This window comes from Hydrogenophaga sp. GW823-FHT04C09, assembly GCF_058796355.1.
The window spans coordinates 18,773-35,375 of the sequence record NZ_JBXAIO010000003.1 but is presented as its reverse complement, the minus strand read 5'-3'; the positions used below and the strand labels follow the sequence as shown (position 1 = coordinate 35,375).

The window sequence follows — 16,603 nt, the reverse complement described above, 5'->3', positions numbered from 1 at the left end:
GGCCCGGTCACGGCCGCGTAATAGACTTCAGAGCGCGAGCACCTGGCCTCGCCCTCCGGAGTCCCCATGGCCTTTTTCTCCACCGATGCCCTGAATCCCGGCGTGCGCAAGCGCGAGGTGTTCGGCTGGGCGATGTTCGACTTCGCGAACTCCGGCTACACCACGGTGGTGATCACCGCGGTGTTCGCGGCCTATTTCGTGGGGGCGGTGGCCGGTGGCGCCGAATGGGCGACCTTCGCCTGGACGCTGGCGCTCAGCATTTCGCACCTGATCGTGATGTTCACCATCCCCGCCATGGGCGCGTGGGCGGACCGCCACGCGGCCAAGAAGCGGCTGCTCATGATGACCACGCTGGGCTGTGTGCTGGCCACGGCCGCGCTGGGCCTGGTGGGGCCGGGAGCGGTGGTGCTGGGCATGGTGCTCATCGTCGTGTCCAACGTGTTCTTTGCCTGGGGCGAGTCGCTCATTGCCGCGTTCCTGCCCGAGCTGGCGAAACCCGAGGCCATGGGGCGGGTGAGCGGCTGGGGCTGGAGCCTGGGCTACGTGGGCGGCATGCTGGCGCTGGGGCTGAGCCTGGGCTATGTGCTCTGGGCCCAGGCGCAGGGCCAGAAAGCCGAGCAGTTCGTGCCGGTGACGATGGGGATCACGGCGGCGGTGTTCGCCGTGGCGGCGCTGTTCACGCTCGGATTCCTGCGCGAGCGCGCCCAGCCCCAGACCGGGCCCGCCGGCGCGGCGGGGTGGCGCGAATCGCTGCGCCAGCTGCACCGCACCTTCCAGCAGGCGCGCCGTTACCGCGATTTCATGTGGCTGCTGGCCTGCGTGGCGGCCTACCAGGGCGGCGTGGCGGTGGCCATCACCCTGGCGGCGATCTACGCGGAGCAGGTGATCGGCTTCGTGCAGCAGGAGACCATGGTGCTGATCTTCGTGCTCAACATCGCGGCCGCGCTCGGGGCTCTGGCCTTCGGCTACTGGCAGGACCGCCTGGGCCACAAGCTGGCGCTGGGCATCACGCTGGTGGGCTGGGTGGCGACCTGCATCATCGCGGCGCTCACCACCACCAAGGGCGGCTTCTGGTACGCCGCGGCCATCTCGGGCGTGTGCATGGGCGCGAGCCAGTCTTCGGGCCGTGCCATGGCCGGCATGCTGGCGCCACCGGCGCAACTGGCCGAGTTCTTCGGCCTGTGGACCTTCGCCACGCGGGTGGCCAGCATCATCGGCCCGCTGAGCTATGGCGCCATCACCTGGATGACCGGGGGCAACCAGCGCCTGGCCATCGGCTTCACGGCGGTGCTGTTCGTGATCGGCCTGGCCTTGCTGGTGCCGGTGAACATGCAGCGCGGGCGCGCTGCCGCGCTGCAGGCCTAGAGGCTTCGCGCTTCGACCGCCAGGCCCAGCCAGCGCTGGGCGGCCTGGGCCAGGGCCGAGGGGTTGCCGCTGGACAGCAGCAAGGGCGGCACGGTGGGCGCGTCCGGGAGCAGGGGCAGGCCCAGCACATCGCGGGTGCGGCGCGCGACGGGGGCGCCCGTGTCCACCAGCGTCACATCGGGGCCGCACAGGCGGCCCAGCAGCTCGGCCGCGAACGGGTAGTGCGTGCAACCGAGCACCAGGGTGTCGATGGGGTGGTCGCCTTGGGGGCCTTGCAGCAGTTCTTGCACATAGCGCGTGCTCAAGGCCTCGATGGTGGGCAGCTCGTGTCGCTCGATGGCCGCCGCCAGGCCATCGCAGGGCTGACTGATGAACCGCAGGGGACGGGGCGCGGCGGCGATCAGCCGGTCGCGCAGCTGGGCGAAACGCGCGCTCTCGAGCGTGCCGCGCGTGGCCAGCACGCCGATGCCGCCGCTGCGGCTCAGGGCGGCGGCGGGCTTGAGGGCAGGTTCCACGCCCACGATGGGCATGTCAGGGTAGGCCTTGCGCAGGTCGTCGATGGCGTGGGCCGTGGCGGTGTTGCAGGCGACCACCAGGGCGTCGATGCCGTGCTGCTCGCGCAGCTGGGCGGTGATGCGGTGCGTGCGCGCCGACACGTCCTGCGCCGTGCGCTCGCCGTAGGGCGCGTGCGCGCTGTCGGCGGCGTAGACGAAGCGCGTGCCCGGCAGCTCGGCGAGCAGGGCGCGCAGCACGCTCAGGCCGCCGACCCCGCTGTCGAACACCCCGACGGTTTTCAAGCGGCGGCGACCTCGATGCCCTTGAACTCGCCGGTGGCGATGCGCTTCTGCCACTCGGCCGGGCCGGTGATGTGCGCGCTGGTGCCGCCCGCGTCCACGGCCACGGTCACGGGCATGTCGACCACGTCGAATTCGTAGATGGCCTCCATGCCCAGGTCGGCGAAACCCAGCACCTTCGCGGTCTTGATGGCCTTGGAGACCAGGTAGGCCGCACCGCCCACGGCCATGAGGTAGGCGCTCTTGTGCTTCTTGATGGCCTCGATGGCGACCGGGCCGCGCTCGGACTTGCCGATCATCGCGATCAGGCCGGTCTCGGCCAGCATCATTTCGGTGAAGCCGTCCATGCGGGTGGCGGTGGTGGGGCCGGCCGGGCCCACGGCCTCGTCGCGCACCGGGTCGACCGGGCCGACGTAATAGATCACGCGGTTGGTGAAGTCCACCGGCAGTTTCTCGCCCTTGGCCAGCATGTCCTTGATGCGCTTGTGCGCCGCGTCGCGGCCCGTGAGCATCTTGCCGTTGAGCAGCAGGGTGTCGCCGGGCTTCCAGCTGGCGACTTCTTCCTTGGTCAGCGTGTTGAGGTCGACGCGCTTGCTCTTCTGCGTGTCGGGCACCCAGTTCACGTTGGGCCAGAGGTCCAGGCTCGGCGCGTCCAGGTAGACCGGGCCGCTGCCGTCCATCACGAAGTGCGCGTGGCGCGTGGCCGCGCAGTTGGGGATCATGGCCACGGGCTTGCTGGCCGCGTGCGTGGGGTACATCTTGATCTTGACGTCGAGCACGGTGGTCAGGCCGCCCAGGCCTTGCGCGCCGATGCCCAGGGCGTTGACCTTCTCGTACAGCTCCAGGCGCAGTTCCTCGACCTGGTCGAGCTTCTCGCCCTTGGCCGACTTGGCCTGCAGCTCGTACATGTCGATGTCGTCCATCAGGCTTTCCTTGGCCATCAGCACCGCCTTCTCGGCCGTGCCGCCGATGCCGATGCCCAGCATGCCCGGCGGGCACCAGCCGGCGCCCATGGTGGGCACGGTCTTGAGCACCCAGTCGACCACCGAGTCGCCGGGGTTGAGCATGATCATCTTGCTCTTGTTCTCGCTGCCGCCGCCCTTGGCGGCCACGGTCACTTCCACGGTGTCGCCGGGCACCAGCTCGGTGAAGATCACGGCGGGCGTGTTGTCCTTGGTGTTCTTGCGGGCGAACTGCGGGTCGGCCACGACGGAGGCGCGCAGCGTGTTGTCGGGGTGGTTGTAGCCGCGGCGCACGCCTTCGTTGATGGCGTCTTCCAGGCCGCCGGTGAAGCCTTCCCAGCGCACGTTCATGCCGACCTTGAGGAACACGTTGACGATGCCGGTGTCCTGGCAGATCGGGCGCTGGCCGGTGGCGCTCATCTTGCTGTTGGTGAGGATCTGCGCGATCGCGTCCTTCGCGGCGGCGCTCTGCTCGCGCTGGTAGGCGCGGGCCAGGTGGGCGATGTAGTCGGCCGGGTGGTAGTAGCTGATGTACTGCAGCGCGGCCGCGATGGATTCGATGAGGTCGGCCTGGCGGATGGTGGTCGTCATGGTGTCGTGGGCGTAGGGGGCAAATCGCGTCGGCGGCCGGGGCAAGGCGTCAAGTGGCCATCAGATGAGAATTGCTTTTATTTGGAGCTATGCTGGAGGGCCTTGGGGCTTGGCTTTTCCAGCCCTCTATTTTGACAGGTCACGCCACACCATGAACACCCGCCCGGCCACCCGCTCCGAACGCGACACCTTCGGTCCCATCGACGTCCCGGCCGACCGCCTCTGGGGCGCCCAGACGCAGCGCTCGCTGCAGAACTTCGACATCTCGGGCGAGCGCCAGCCGCGCGAGATGATCCGCGCCCTGGCGCAGGTCAAGCGCGCCTCGGCCGTGGTCAACCACGCGCTGGGCCTGCAGGACGAGAAAAAGACCCAGGCCATCGCGAAAGCGGCCGACGAGGTGATCGCCGGCGGCCACGAGGTGGAGTTCCCGCTGGTGGTCTGGCAGACCGGCTCGGGCACGCAGACCAACATGAACGTGAACGAGGTGCTGGCCAACCGCGCCAGCGAGCTGCTGGGCGGCGAGCGCGGCGAAGGGCGCCTGGTGCACCCCAACGACGATGTGAACCGCAGCCAGTCGAGCAACGATGTGTTCCCGACCGCCATGCACGTGGCGGCGGTGGAAGCCCTCACGCACCGCCTGCTGCCGGCGCTGGCGCTGCTGCGCGGCACGCTGGAGAAGAAGGCGCGCGACTTCGACGGCATCGTCAAGATCGGCCGCACCCACCTGCAGGACGCCACGCCGCTCACGCTGGGGCAGGAGTTCTCGGGCTGGGTGGCGCAGCTCGCGCACGGCGAGGCGCATGTGCGGGCGGCCCTGCCGCACCTGTGCGAACTGGCGCTGGGCGGCACGGCGGTGGGCACCGGCCTGAACGCGCCCAAGGGCTATGCCGAGCAGGTGGCGGCCGAGCTGGCCCGGCTCACCGGCTTGCCCTTTGTCACCGCGCCCAACAAGTTCGAGGCCATGGCCAGCGTCGACGCCCTGGTGCACGCGCACGGCGCGCTCAAGACGCTCGCGGCCAGCCTCATGAAGATCGCCAACGACGTGCGCTGGCTCGCCAGCGGTCCGCGCAGCGGCATCGGCGAACTCAGCATCCCCGAGAACGAGCCCGGCTCGTCCATCATGCCCGGCAAGGTCAACCCGACCCAGAGCGAGGCCGTGACCATGCTGGCGGCACAGGTGTTCGGCAACGACGTGGCGATCAACTTCGGCGGCGCCTCGGGCAACTTCGAGCTCAACGTGTTCCGCCCCATGGTGGCGCACAACTTTCTGCAGAGCGTGCGCCTGCTGGCCGACGGCATGAAGAGCTTCAACGACCACTGCGCCGTGGGCATCGAGCCCAACCGAGCCCGCATCACCGAGCTGGTGGACCGCTCGCTCATGCTCGTGACCGCGCTGAACACGCACATCGGCTACGACAAGGCCGCGCAGATCGCCAAGAAGGCGCACAAGGAGGGCACCACGCTGCGCGAGGCCGCGCTGGCGCTGGGCCACGTGACGGCCGAGCAGTTCGACCAGTGGGTGGTGCCGGAGAAGATGACGGGGCGTTGACCGCTACCATGGCGCCATGATCCCGTTCCCCTGGCGCACCAGCTTCCTCGTCGATCCTTTCGCCAGCTTCACGCTCGCCATCCTGCTGCTCTTCGTCGGCAAGTGGCTCACTCAGCGCCACGCCTGGCTGCAGCGCTACAACATCCCGGAGGCCGTGGTGGGTGGGGTGGTGTGCGCGCTGGTCGTCTGCACCCTGTACTACACGCTGGATGTGCGGGTGGTGTTCGAGCTCGGCGCGCGGGACATGCTGCTGCTGTACTTCTTCGCCGCCATCGGCCTGGGCACGGACGTGCGCACGCTGCGCCAGGGCGGGCGCTCGCTGGTGGTGCTGCTGGTGCTGGCCATCGGCTTCATGCTGTTGCAGAACGGGGTCGGCATGGCGGCGGCCAGCGCGTTCGGCATGGACGCGCGCGCGGGCCTCATGGCCGGCTCGATCTCGCTCACCGGTGGGGTCGGCACCACGCTGGCCTGGACGCCGCACTTCGTCGACCGCCTGGGCATCGCCAACGCGGGCGAGCTGGGCCTGGCGGCCAACATGGTGGGCATGATCGCGGCCTGCCTGGTGGGCGGGCCGCTGGCGGCGTGGTTGATGCGCCGCCACCGCATCGTGCCCTCGGGCGCGGCCGACGTGGAGGTCGGCACGCGCTACCAGGACGAAGCCCACCTGCGGCTCGACTACCACGGCGTGCTGATGGCCTTGCTCTGGCTCAACCTGGCCCTGATGCTGGGGCAGGGCGTCAACGAGCTGGTCGCGCTCACCGGGCTGCACCTGCCGGCCTTCGTGGGCTGCCTGATGGCGGGCATCGGCCTGCGCAGCGCCGGGCAGTGGCTGGCCCCCGAAGGCGGTCGTCTGTGGAACTGGCCGAGCATGCGGCTGGGGGTGGCGCTGATCTCCGACCTGAGCCTCGGCCTGTTCCTCACCATGGCGCTCATGGGCCTGCGCCTGTGGGAGCTGGAACCGGTGCTGGGCTTCATGGCCGTGACCATGACGCTGCAGGTGCTGCTCGCGGTGGCGTTCACGGCTTTCGTCGTGTTCCGCTTCATGGGGCGCGACTACGAAGCGGCCGTCATCTGCTCGGGCTTCGGCGGCATCGCGCTGGGCTCGACCGCCACCGCCATCGCCAACATGAGCGCGGTGGTGCGGGCCTACGGCGCGGCGCCCCGGGCCTTCATCGTGGTGCCGCTGGTGTGCGGGTTCTTCATCGACCTCGCCAACGCGCTGGTGATCGGCTTGCTCGCGCGTTGAGCGCATGAAAAAGCCCGGCAGGCCGGGCTTTTTCAGGGGGTGTCGGCGCCTTAGCGTTTCGCAGCCGACAGGGCCTGCGAGATCCAGCCGTCAAAGGTCTTCTGGTGGGCCTTGATCCAGGCGTCGGTGTGGCGCTCCACGTCCTGCGGCTTGTTCTGGCCTTCGCGCATGCGCAGGTTCTGGGCGTTGATGTCGGCCACCGGCAGCGCCATCACCTCGAACAGCCGCGCGGCCGCCGGGTTCTGCTCGGTGAACTGCCGGTTGGCCACGATGCGCTGCGTGTTGAGCACGAAGCCGTAGTTCTGGCCGTTGGGCAGCTGGGTGTCGAGCTTGCTTTGCTCCCCCGGCAGTGAGGAGAACGGCACCTGCAGCCACACCACTTCCTGGCCGGGGCGCAGCACGCCGCTGACCCAGTAGGGCGTCCAGGTGTAGTACAGCACCGGCTGGCCCTGCTTGAGGCGCGTGATGGTGTCGGCGATCAGCGCGGCGTAGCTGCCCTGCTGGTGCGTCACCGTGTCGCGCAGCTTGTAGGCGTCGAGGTGGTGTTCGATCACCGCCTCGCAGCCCCAGCCGGGGTTGCAGCCGGTCAGGTCGGCCTTGCCGTCGCCGTTGTGGTCGAACAGCTTGGCGATCGCCGGGTCCTTGAGCTGGTCCACGCGCGTGATCTTGTGAGCCTCGGCGGTCTTGCGGTCGATCAGGTAGCCCTGGGCCGCGCCGGGCGAGTAGGCGCCCTGGCGGTAGAGCTTGGCGTCGCCGCCGGCGTTCTTGTAGAAGTCCGCGTGCAGCGGATCCCAGTGGTCGGCCATGAAGGTGGCGTCGCCGTTGGCGATGGCCACGTGGGCGGTCGGGTACTCCACTTCCTTGATCGGCTTCACGTCGTAACCCAGTTTGGCCAGCGCTCGCGACACCAGCAGGGTCTGGAAGGTCTCTTCGGCGATGGAGCTTTGCAGCGGCTGCACGGCAATGCCTTTGCCGGGCAGGTTCTGCGCCTGGGCCGGGCCCGTGAGGGCGAGGGCCATGAGGCCGCCGCCGAGCAGGGTGCGCCACAGAGGGGTGGGCGTGGGGAAGGTCATCGGTTTCCTTTCGATGGTGGGTGGGAGGGCCTGGGCGCGAAGGCTCAGGAGGTGGAAAGGGGGGCGGTGGCGGGCAGGGCGGCCGGGGCCGCCGCCTGGCGGGCGGGCGCGGGGCGCAGCAGCCGCACGACCAGGCCCGCGGGGCCTTGCTGCCACCAGTGGCGCGCGCCCCGGCCGGGCCGGCCCAGGGCCTGGGTGATGCGGTCCAGCGCGATCGCCAGCAGCACGATGCCCAGGCCGCCGACGGTGGCCATGCCCATGTCCAGGCGGCCAATGCCGCGCAGCACCATCTGCCCCAGGCCACCGACGGCGATCATCGAAGCGATGACCACCATGGACAGCGAGAGCATCAGCGCCTGGTTGATGCCCGCCATGATGGAGGGCAGCGCCAGCGGCAACTGCACCTTGGCCAGCATCTGCCAGCGCGAGGCGCCGTAGGCGCGCGCCGCTTCGATCAGGTCGGGCCGCACCTGGCGGATGCCCAGGTCGGTCAGGCGCACCAGCGGGGGCAGGGCGAAGACGATGGTGACGATGACGCCGGGCACGTTGCCGATGCCGAACAGCATCACCACCGGCACGAGGTAGACGAAGGCCGGCGTGGTCTGCATCGCGTCGAGCACTGGGCGAAGCAGGCGCTGCGTGCGGTCGCTGCTCGCCAGCAGGATGCCCAGCGGCAGGCCGATGGCGATGCAGAACACCAGCGAGGTCAGCACCAGCGAGAGCGTGACCATGGCCTCGGGCCAGATGCCCAGCATGCCCACCAGCAGCAGCGAGACCACGGTGCCGATGGCGATGGCGCGGCCGGCGAACTGCCAGGCCAGCAGGCCCATCAGCGTGACCATGGCCAGCATCGGCACGCTCAACAGCAGCTGTTCCACGCTGGTGAGCGTGGTGTCGATGGGCGCGCGCACGGTCTGGAAGAACGGGCGGAAGTGGTCCACCGTCCAGCTCAGGGCGTCGTTGATCCAGTTCTCGACGGGCAGCGAGCCGTCCCACAGCTGGCTGAGGCGAAAGCCTTCGTCGGCCATCGGGGTGGTGGTGTCGCTGAGCGCGGTGGTGTCGAGCCAGTTGTCGCTGGCGGCCGCGGTGGACGCGCCCCACGCGTCGGTGGTGGTGGGACTTGCGGTGATCTCGATGTCGGTGTCGTTCATGTTCTCTCCAGTGGGGGGCGGCCTCAGGCCGCCGCGCGGTCCAGGAACTTCAGCAGCGTGTTCTTGCTGATGGCGCCGCGGTAGCGGCCGTGGGCGTCCACGACGGGCAGCGGGTAGGGCGCGTTCGCGGCCTGGCCGAAAAGCTCAGCCACCGGGTGGGCGGCGTTGACCACTTGCACGTCGGGCAGGTAGGCGCGCGAGAGGCCCAGCGGGCCGTCGTGGTCCTGCAGCGCGTGGCGCAGGGAGTCCGCCGACACCAGGCCGAGGTAGCGCTGGTCGGGGCTGACGACGTAGGCCCAGTCGCGGTCCTTGTCTTCGAGCAGCTTGAGCGCGGCGCGCGCGCCCTTGTTCGGGTGCTCGGCCACCACGACCTGCGTCTGCCGGGCGATGTCGCCGGCCTTGAACACCGCCGCCGCGTCGACGCCGCGCACGAAGTTGCGCACGTAGTCGTCGGCCGGCTGGCGCAGGATGTCTTCCGGCGTGCCGACCTGCACCACCTGGCCGTCCTTCATGATGGCGATGCGGTCGCCGATGCGCATGGCCTCGTCGAGGTCGTGCGAGATGAAGACGATGGTGCGGCGGCGCACCTGCTGCAGGCGCAGCAGCTCGCTCTGCATCTCGGTGCGAATGATCGGGTCCAGCGCCGAGAAGGCCTCGTCCATCAGCAGGATGGACGGGTCCGAAGCCAGCGCGCGCGCCAGGCCCACGCGCTGCTGCATGCCGCCGGAGAGTTCATCGGGGTAGCTGTCGCCCCAGCCAGCCAAGCCCACCTGTTCGAGGGCCTGGTCGGCCAGCGCCAGGCGCTGCGCGGGCTTGACGCCCGCGAGTTCCAGGCCGAAGGCGGTGTTGTCGCGCACGGTCATGTGCGGCATCAGCGCGAACGACTGGAACACCATGCTGATGTCCTTGCGCCGCAGGGCGCGCAGGCCGGCGTCCGAGAGGTCGTTGATGTTCTGGCCGTTGACCAGGATGCGGCCGGCCGTGGGTTCGATCAGCCGGTTGAGCAGGCGCACCAGCGTCGATTTGCCCGAGCCCGACAGGCCCATGATGACGAAGATCTCGCCGGCCTCGATCTCGAAATGGGCGTCGAAGACCCCGATGGATTGCCCGGTTTCGGCGAGGATCTCCTGCTTGCTGCGGCCTTCGCGGACGAGATCGAGGGCGGCCTCGGGCTGGTCGCCGAACACCTTGAAGACGTGTTCGATGGAAATGGGTTGGGCCATGGGTGGTGCTGCCTCCTGTGCAAGTTGGACAAGGCACCGCGAACGGTCTTGAAGCAGGGGGCACGCGCGTGCCCGACCGGGTCATTCAAGACCGCAGACAGACACTGACAGCGACGAATCGGCAAACCCAGCGCCTGCCATCACGCAAGCCCGGTCAGCGGGCCCTGTCTGGGGGGCTGGCACGGTGCGGGAGTGACGCGGCGTCGAGGCCGGAAGACCGGCCATTGAAATCTCTGTGCCGCGACGGGATGCAGGGCGATCCGCGAGTAGCACATGAGCGCCACCCGGCCAGGGGCCGGATGGCTGAGGCGTCAATTATAACTTTTGTGCATGGATGGCCCATGCCGGGGCGCAGAAAACCCCACAAGGCGCCCGAAGGCGCGCGGTCAGTGGCCGTTGTCCGCCGGGTGGGCCATCAGCCGGTCGGTCATGGCGATGGCCATGGCGCTGAGCAGGAAGACCACATGGATGATGGTCTGCCACATCAGGACCTTCACGTCGTAGTTGGCGGCGTTGATGAAGGTCTTGAGCAGGTGGATCGAGCTGATGCCGATGATGGCCGTGGCCAGCTTCACCTTGAGCACCGAGGCGTTCACGTGGCTGAGCCACTCGGGCTGGTCGGGGTGGTTTTCCAGGTGCATGCGGCTCACGAAGGTCTCGTAGCCGCCCACGATCACCATGATCAGCAGGTTGGAGATCATCACCACGTCGATCAGCGCGAGCACCACCAGCATGATGATGGTCTCGTTCAGGCCGGTGAGCTGCACGTCGCTCTTGTAGCCGATGCTGGTGACCAGCTTGGCCAGCGCCACGTCGTTGCCGAACGCGGCCTCGATCAGGTGGACCAGTTCGACCCAGAAATGGAAGACATAGATGGCCTGTGCCGCGATCAGGCCGATGTAGAGCGGCAACTGCAGCCAGCGGCTGGCGAAGATCAGGTTGGGCAGCGCGCGGATCGGGGCTTGGACTTTGACGGGGTCGCTCATGGATGGTGACACAATGTACCGAGCCCCCGGGATGGGCGGCCAGACGGCAGGCGGTATTGTAGGTCTGCGCCCTTTTCTGTAAGAGACTCGTAAGAGCCCTTCAGCACAGTCCCGGCCTGTCATCTGCCCACAACATTTAGGAGACTTTCATGTCCGCGCCTTCGTCGACGATCGAATCCACCCTGGTCGAAAACCGCGTCTTTGAGCCCTCGGCCGCCACCGTGAAGGCCGCGCGGGTCTCGGGCATGGAGGCCTACCAGGCGCTGTGCGCCGAGGCCGACAAGGACTTCGAAGGCTTCTGGGCCCGGCTGGCGCGCGAAACCCTGAGCTGGCACAAGCCCTTCACCAAGACGCTCGACAGCAGCAAGGCGCCGTTCTACAAATGGTTCGAGGACGGCGAGCTCAACGCCTCGTACAACTGCCTGGACCGCCACATGGGCACGCCGGTGGAAAACAAGACCGCCATCATCTTCGAGGCCGACAACGGCGACGTGACCAAGGTCACTTACAAGGAACTGCTGGCCAAGGTCTCGCAGTTCGCCAACGCGCTCAAGGCGCGCGGTGTGAAGAAGGGTGACCGCGTCGTCATCTACATGCCCATGACGGTGGAGGGTGTGGTGGCCATGCAGGCCTGCGCGCGCATCGGCGCCACGCACAGCGTGGTGTTCGGCGGCTTCTCGGCCAAGGCCTTGCAGGAGCGCATCCAGGACGCGGGCGCCGTGGCCGTGATCACCGCCAACTACCAGCTGCGCGGCGGCAAGGAGCTGCCGCTCAAGGCCATCGTGGACGAAGGCATCGGCATGGGCGGCTGCGACTCGATCAAGAACGTGATCGTGTTCCAGCGCACCCCCACGGCCTGCAACATGGTCGCGGGCCGCGACACCTTCATGCACGACGCCATGGCCGAGCAGTCCACCAGCTGCCCGGCGGAAATGGTGAGCGCCGAGCACCCTCTGTTCGTGCTCTATACCTCGGGTTCCACCGGCAAGCCCAAGGGCGTGCAGCACAGCACCGGCGGCTACCTGCTGTGGGCGCAGCTCACCATGAACTGGACCTTCGACCTGCGGCCCGAAGACATCTTCTGGTGCACGGCCGACATCGGCTGGATCACCGGCCACACCTACGTCACCTACGGCCCGCTGGCCGCGGGCGCCACGCAGGTCGTGTTCGAGGGCGTGCCCACCTACCCGAACGCCGGGCGCTTCTGGCAGATGATCGAGAAGCACAAGGTCACGATCTTCTACACCGCGCCCACGGCCATCCGCTCGCTGATCAAGGCCGCCGAGGGCGACGAAAAGGTGCACCCCGCGCGCTCCGATCTGTCCAGCCTGCGCCTGCTCGGCTCGGTGGGCGAGCCCATCAACCCCGAGGCCTGGATGTGGTACTACAAGCACGTGGGCGGCGAGCGCTGCCCCATCGTGGACACCTTCTGGCAGACCGAGACCGGCGGCCACATGATTACCCCGCTGCCGGGCGCCACGCCGCTGGTGCCGGGCTCGTGCACGCTGCCCCTGCCGGGCATTGCCGCGGCCATCGTCGATGAGGCCGGCAACGACGTGCCCAACGGCGCCGGCGGCATCCTGGTGGTAAAGAAGCCCTGGCCGTCCATGATTCGCACCATCTGGGGCGACCCGGAGCGTTTCAAGAAGAGCTACTTCCCCGAAGAGCTCAAGGGCTACTACCTGGCGGGCGACGGCGCGGTGCGCAGCGCCGACCGGGGCTACTTCCGCATCACCGGCCGCATCGACGACGTGCTCAACGTCTCGGGCCACCGCATGGGCACGATGGAGATCGAGTCCGCGCTGGTGGGCAAGACGGACCTGGTGGCCGAAGCCGCCGTGGTGGGCCGCCCGGACGACCTCACGGGCGAGGCCATCGTGGCCTTCGTGGTGCTCAAGCGCAGCCGCCCCACGGGCGAGGAGGCCAAGGCCATCGCCAAGCAGTTGCGCGACTGGGTGGGCAAGGAAATCGGCCCGATCGCCAAGCCCAAGGACATCCGCTTCGGCGACAACCTGCCCAAGACCCGCAGCGGCAAGATCATGCGCCGCCTGCTGCGCTCCATCGCCAAGGGCGAGGCCATCACGCAGGACACCTCGACGCTGGAGAACCCGGCCATTCTCGAGCAGCTGGCCGAGACCAACTGAACGTCCCATGCCGGCGCCGTGCCGGCAACAAAAAACCCGCTGGACTCCAGCGGGTTTTTTTGTGGGCGAGCAGGCAGGTGGCTTACTTGATGCTCAGCACCCAGGCCGCCAGCTTCTTGGCCTCGGCTTCGCTGACCTGCGGGTTGGGCGGCATGGGCACAGCGCCCCAGTTGCCCTTGCCCACTTCGGAGCCCTTGACGATCTTGGCGGCCAGCGCGTCCACGGCCTTGGCGTCGCCCGCATACTTCTTGGCCACGTCCTTGTAGGAGGGGCCCACCAGCTTCTTGTCCACGGCATGGCAGGCCATGCAGTTCTTGCTCTTGGCGAGGGCTTCGTCGGCGATGGCCGGAGCGGCCAGCGTCGTCATGGCGGCCATAATCAGGAGAGCGCGTTTCATGGGGTGTCCTTGTCGATGAATGCGGGAGAGTGTCACGCGATCGATTCTACCGAGCCGCACCCGCCCAGAAACGAACGCTTACAGTTTCTTGCCCGCTTCACGGGGCCTTTACCGGAGTTTGTGATGTATTTGCTGATCGCAGGCGTCGTGCTGTCGTTGTTGAAGTACCTGGAGTTCGGCGTGGTGGCCGAATGGTCCTGGTGGTGGGTGCTGTCGCCGTTCGCCCTGGCCGTGGCCTGGTGGGCCTGGGCCGACGCCACCGGCTACACCAAGCGCAAGGCGATGGAGAAGATGGATCAGAAGAAGAAGGACCGCATCGACAAGCAGCGCGAGGCGCTGGGCATCAAGCCCAAGCGCCGCTCGCGCTGACCGATCCGCGCGGGCGGATCAGTAGTTGTCGAGCACGGCGCCCTTGCTGGCGCTGGCCGCGTTGAACGCGAACTTGGCCTGCACGCCGCGCGTGTAGCGCGGTGCCGGGGGCGTCCAGCCTTCACGGCGCTTGGCGATCTCCGCTTCGGGCACGTTGAGTTCCAGCACCAGTTGGTGGGCATCGATGGTGATGGAGTCGCCTTCCTTCACGAAGGCGATCGTGCCACCTGCGGCGGCTTCGGGCGCCACGTGGCCCACCACCATGCCCCAGGTGCCGCCGGAGAAGCGGCCGTCGGTGATCAGGCCCACGCTCTCGCCCAGGCCCGCGCCGATCAGCGCACCGGTGGGGGCGAGCATCTCGGGCATGCCGGGGCCGCCCTTGGGGCCCAGGTAGCGCAGCACCATCACGTCGCCCGCGACGATCTTGCCGTCCAGGATCGCCTGGAGCGCGGACTGTTCGTCGTCGAACACGCGCGCCGGGCCGGTGATGACGGGGTTCTTCAGACCGGTGATCTTGGCCACCGCGCCTTCGGGCGACAGGTTGCCCTTGAGGATGGCCAGGTGGCCTTCCGCGTACATGGGGTTGTCGATGGGGCGGATCACGTCCTGGTCGGCGCGCGGCGCATCGGGCACGTCCTTGAGCACCTCGGCCACGGTCTGGCCGGTGATGGTGAGGCAGTCGCCGTGCAGCAGGCCGGCCTTGAGCAGCACCTTCATGACCTGCGGGATGCCGCCGGCCTGGTGCAGGTCGACCGCGAGGTACTTGCCCGAGGGCTTGAGGTCGCACAGCACGGGGGTCTTCTTGCGGATGCGCTCGAAATCGTCGATGGACCATTCCACGCCGGCCGCGTGCGCGATGGCCAGGAAGTGCAGCACCGCGTTGGTGGAGCCGCCGGTGGCCATGATCACGGCCACGGCGTTTTCCAGCGACTTCTTGGTCACGATGTCGCGCGGCTTGATGTCCTTCTTGATCGCCTCGATCAGCACCTTGGCCGATTCCTTGGCCGAGTTCTGCTTCTCGTCGTGCGGGTTGGCCATGGTGCTGGAGTACGCCAGCGACAGGCCCAGGGCCTCGAAGGACGAGGACATGGTGTTGGCGGTGTACATGCCGCCGCACGAGCCGGAGCCGGGGATGGCGCGCATCTCGATCTCGCGCAGGTCTTCGTCGCTCAGGTTGCCGGCGGCGTTCTGGCCCACGGCCTCGAACACGCTGACGATGTTGAGGTCCTGGCCCTTGTAGCGGCCGGGCAGGATGGTGCCGCCGTACACGTAGATGGCCGGCACGTTGGCGCGCAGCATGCCCATCATGCCGCCGGGCATGTTCTTGTCGCAGCCGCCGACCACGACCACGCCGTCCATCCACTGGCCCTGCACGCAGGTCTCGATGCAGTCGGAGATCACCTCGCGGCTGACCAGCGAGTACTTCATGCCTTCGGTGCCCATGGCCATGCCGTCGGAGATGGTGGGCGTGCCGAAGATCTGGGCGTTGCCGCCGGCTTCCTCGATGCCGGCCACCGCCGCGTCGGCCAGCTTCTGCAGGCCGCTGTTGCAGGGGGTGATGGTGCTGTGGCCGTTGGCCACGCCCACCATGGGCTTCTTGAAGTCGCTTTCCTCGTAGCCCATGGCGTAGTACATGGAGCGGTTGGGCGCGCGCGACTTGCCTTGCGTGATGTTGGCGCTGCGGCTGTTGATGGGCTTGATGGAGATGGTTTTGTTGTCGGCCATGGAGGTCTCTTCGTGGGGAGGGTGCGGGAAGTATGCGTCAGGCCGGCGGCCGTTTCCAATTGCTTTGGCGGCTTCCATTAATATGCTGGACATATGAGTGATGCCATGAAAACGCTGCGCATTGAATTGCGCCAGTGGCGCCAATTCGCGGCGCTGGCCGAAGAGCTGCACTTCGGCCGGGCCGCCGCGCGCCTGCACATGACGCAGCCGCCGCTCACCCAGGCCATTGCGGGGCTGGAGCAGGCGCTGGGCGTGCGCCTGTTCGACCGCACCAAGCGCAGCGTGGCGCTCACGCCCGCGGGCCGGGCCTTGCTGCCCGAGGTGCGCGACCTGCTGGGCCGGGCGCAGGCGCTGCCCGAGCTGGCGCGCGCGGCCGCCGCGGGTGAACTGGGCCGGTTGCGGCTGGCCTTCGTATCCACCGTGGGATTCGAATTGCTGCCGCGCTGGGTGCGCGCCTTTCGCCAGCGCTGGCCGCAGGTGGCGCTGGAGCTGATCGAGGCCACGGGCGACGTGCAGCTGGAGCTGCTCGCGCGGGGCGAGGTGGACGCGGGCATGGTGCTGCATTCCCCGGGGTTCCAGGCGCCGGGCCTGGCGCACGCGCGCATCGCCAGCGAGCCCTTCGTGGTCGCGCTGCCCGAGTCGCACCCGCTGGCCGCGCGGGACCACCCGGGGTTGGCGGCGCTGCTGGCCGAGCCGCTGGTGATCTTTCCGCGGCGCATCCTGCCGACCTTGCACGACGCCATCTTCGCGCTGTACCACGCGGCGGGGCGCGCGCCGCAGGTGGCGCAGGAGGCGATCCAGATGCAGACCATCGTCAACCTGGTGTCGGCCGGGCTGGGGCTGGCCTGGGTGCCGCAGAGCGTGCGGCAGTTCCAGCGCCCTGGCGTGGTCTACCGCAGCCCCAGGCCCTCGCGGGGGCGGGCCGCGCCGGCGTGCGAGACCAGCCTGGTCTGGCGCGCCGACGCGGTCACGCCGGCGCTGGCCCACTTCATCGAATTCGCCCGCACACAAGCTGGACCACAATAGAA

General features: G+C 68.5%; 14 protein-coding genes. 6 read left to right on the top strand and 8 right to left on the bottom strand.

From position 1 onward, the window contains the following. Positions 1 to 66 precede the first annotated feature (66 nt). Positions 67 to 1,365: an MFS transporter gene (locus AC1Q9M_RS09175; protein WP_444686753.1), complete on the top strand. Its 1,299-nt coding sequence runs from the start codon at positions 67 to 69 to the stop codon at positions 1,363 to 1,365. Here the strand turns inward: AC1Q9M_RS09175 and murI are convergent. Together murI and AC1Q9M_RS09165 are read right to left on the bottom strand one after the other, a co-directional pair. Beyond that, positions 1,362 to 2,162, bottom strand: a complete 801-nt coding sequence (gene murI, locus AC1Q9M_RS09170; protein WP_444686752.1) for a glutamate racemase — start codon at positions 2,160 to 2,162, stop codon at positions 1,362 to 1,364. The two genes, AC1Q9M_RS09175 and murI, sit on opposite strands and share 4 nt — an antisense overlap. Next, positions 2,159 to 3,712: a fumarate hydratase gene (locus AC1Q9M_RS09165; protein ID WP_444686751.1), complete on the bottom strand. Its 1,554-nt coding sequence runs from the start codon at positions 3,710 to 3,712 to the stop codon at positions 2,159 to 2,161. The genes murI and AC1Q9M_RS09165 overlap by 4 nt, the downstream gene beginning before the upstream one ends. Before the next feature lie 151 nt (positions 3,713 to 3,863). On the opposite strand from AC1Q9M_RS09165, the gene fumC reads away from it, so the two are divergent. Continuing rightward, positions 3,864 to 5,261 carry a class II fumarate hydratase gene (fumC, locus tag AC1Q9M_RS09160; RefSeq protein ID WP_382325303.1) on the top strand — a complete coding sequence of 466 codons (1,398 nt, stop codon included), beginning with the start codon at positions 3,864 to 3,866 and terminating at the stop codon, positions 5,259 to 5,261. 16 nt (positions 5,262 to 5,277) lie between these two features. Then, a complete protein-coding gene (gene gltS, locus AC1Q9M_RS09155) occupies positions 5,278 to 6,507 on the top strand; it encodes a sodium/glutamate symporter (RefSeq protein ID WP_382325301.1) in 1,230 nt (409 codons plus the stop codon). Positions 6,508 to 6,557: 50 nt separating this feature from the next. Here the strand turns inward: gltS and proX are convergent, their stop codons facing one another. The 4 genes from proX to AC1Q9M_RS09135 form a co-directional block, all read right to left on the bottom strand. Continuing rightward, positions 6,558 to 7,580 (bottom strand): glycine betaine/L-proline ABC transporter substrate-binding protein ProX, encoded by a 1,023-nt coding sequence (proX, locus tag AC1Q9M_RS09150; protein WP_444686750.1) that lies wholly within the window; start codon positions 7,578 to 7,580, stop codon positions 6,558 to 6,560. Positions 7,581 to 7,624: 44 nt separating this feature from the next. Further along, complete coding sequence (gene proW / locus AC1Q9M_RS09145) at positions 7,625 to 8,731, bottom strand: glycine betaine/L-proline ABC transporter permease ProW (protein ID WP_444686749.1); 1,107 nt, start codon at positions 8,729 to 8,731, stop codon at positions 7,625 to 7,627. 23 nt (positions 8,732 to 8,754) lie between these two features. Continuing rightward, on the bottom strand, positions 8,755 to 9,954 hold the full coding sequence (gene proV, locus AC1Q9M_RS09140) for a glycine betaine/L-proline ABC transporter ATP-binding protein ProV (protein ID WP_382325295.1): 1,200 nt from the start codon (positions 9,952 to 9,954) through the stop codon (positions 8,755 to 8,757). A 386-nt stretch (positions 9,955 to 10,340) separates the two neighbouring features. Then, a complete protein-coding gene (locus AC1Q9M_RS09135; RefSeq protein WP_382157262.1) occupies positions 10,341 to 10,940 on the bottom strand; it encodes a YqhA family protein in 600 nt (199 codons plus the stop codon). Positions 10,941 to 11,089: 149 nt separating this feature from the next. On the opposite strand from AC1Q9M_RS09135, the gene acs reads away from it, so the two are divergent. Next, a complete protein-coding gene (acs, locus tag AC1Q9M_RS09130) occupies positions 11,090 to 13,084 on the top strand; it encodes an acetate--CoA ligase (protein ID WP_444686748.1) in 1,995 nt (664 codons plus the stop codon). 82 nt (positions 13,085 to 13,166) lie between these two features. On the opposite strand, the gene AC1Q9M_RS09125 is transcribed toward acs, so the two are convergent. Further along, entirely contained in the window at positions 13,167 to 13,481 is a 315-nt protein-coding gene (locus AC1Q9M_RS09125) for a c-type cytochrome (protein WP_291118289.1), read from the bottom strand. 123 nt (positions 13,482 to 13,604) lie between these two features. On the opposite strand from AC1Q9M_RS09125, the gene AC1Q9M_RS09120 reads away from it, so the two are divergent. Beyond that, positions 13,605 to 13,850, top strand: a complete 246-nt coding sequence (locus AC1Q9M_RS09120; protein ID WP_382325289.1) for a TIGR04438 family Trp-rich protein — start codon at positions 13,605 to 13,607, stop codon at positions 13,848 to 13,850. An 18-nt stretch (positions 13,851 to 13,868) separates the two neighbouring features. Here AC1Q9M_RS09120 and ilvD read toward each other — a convergent pair whose 3' ends face one another. Continuing rightward, positions 13,869 to 15,575: a dihydroxy-acid dehydratase gene (gene ilvD / locus AC1Q9M_RS09115; protein ID WP_444686747.1), complete on the bottom strand. Its 1,707-nt coding sequence runs from the start codon at positions 15,573 to 15,575 to the stop codon at positions 13,869 to 13,871. 105 nt (positions 15,576 to 15,680) lie between these two features. On the opposite strand from ilvD, the gene AC1Q9M_RS09110 reads away from it, so the two are divergent. After that, complete coding sequence (locus AC1Q9M_RS09110; protein WP_382325287.1) at positions 15,681 to 16,601, top strand: LysR family transcriptional regulator; 921 nt, start codon at positions 15,681 to 15,683, stop codon at positions 16,599 to 16,601. The last annotated feature ends 2 nt before the right edge of the window (positions 16,602 to 16,603 follow it).

Bases quoted from the DNA above. Each gene is read 5' to 3' on its own strand.
- AC1Q9M_RS09175 (WP_444686753.1), top strand. From the start codon at position 67: ATGGCCTTTTTCTCCACCGATGCCCTGAATCCCGGCGTGCGCAAGCGC.
- AC1Q9M_RS09165 (WP_444686751.1), bottom strand. From the start codon at position 3,712: ATGACGACCACCATCCGCCAGGCCGACCTCATCGAATCCATCGCGGCC.
- fumC (WP_382325303.1), top strand. From the start codon at position 3,864: ATGAACACCCGCCCGGCCACCCGCTCCGAACGCGACACCTTCGGTCCC.
- gltS (WP_382325301.1), top strand. From the start codon at position 5,278: ATGATCCCGTTCCCCTGGCGCACCAGCTTCCTCGTCGATCCTTTCGCC.
- proX (WP_444686750.1), bottom strand. From the start codon at position 7,580: ATGACCTTCCCCACGCCCACCCCTCTGTGGCGCACCCTGCTCGGCGGC.
- proW (WP_444686749.1), bottom strand. From the start codon at position 8,731: ATGAACGACACCGACATCGAGATCACCGCAAGTCCCACCACCACCGAC.
- proV (WP_382325295.1), bottom strand. From the start codon at position 9,954: ATGGCCCAACCCATTTCCATCGAACACGTCTTCAAGGTGTTCGGCGAC.
- AC1Q9M_RS09135 (WP_382157262.1), bottom strand. From the start codon at position 10,940: ATGAGCGACCCCGTCAAAGTCCAAGCCCCGATCCGCGCGCTGCCCAAC.
- acs (WP_444686748.1), top strand. From the start codon at position 11,090: ATGTCCGCGCCTTCGTCGACGATCGAATCCACCCTGGTCGAAAACCGC.
- AC1Q9M_RS09125 (WP_291118289.1), bottom strand. From the start codon at position 13,481: ATGAAACGCGCTCTCCTGATTATGGCCGCCATGACGACGCTGGCCGCT.
- AC1Q9M_RS09120 (WP_382325289.1), top strand. From the start codon at position 13,605: ATGTATTTGCTGATCGCAGGCGTCGTGCTGTCGTTGTTGAAGTACCTG.
- ilvD (WP_444686747.1), bottom strand. From the start codon at position 15,575: ATGGCCGACAACAAAACCATCTCCATCAAGCCCATCAACAGCCGCAGC.
- AC1Q9M_RS09110 (WP_382325287.1), top strand. From the start codon at position 15,681: ATGAAAACGCTGCGCATTGAATTGCGCCAGTGGCGCCAATTCGCGGCG.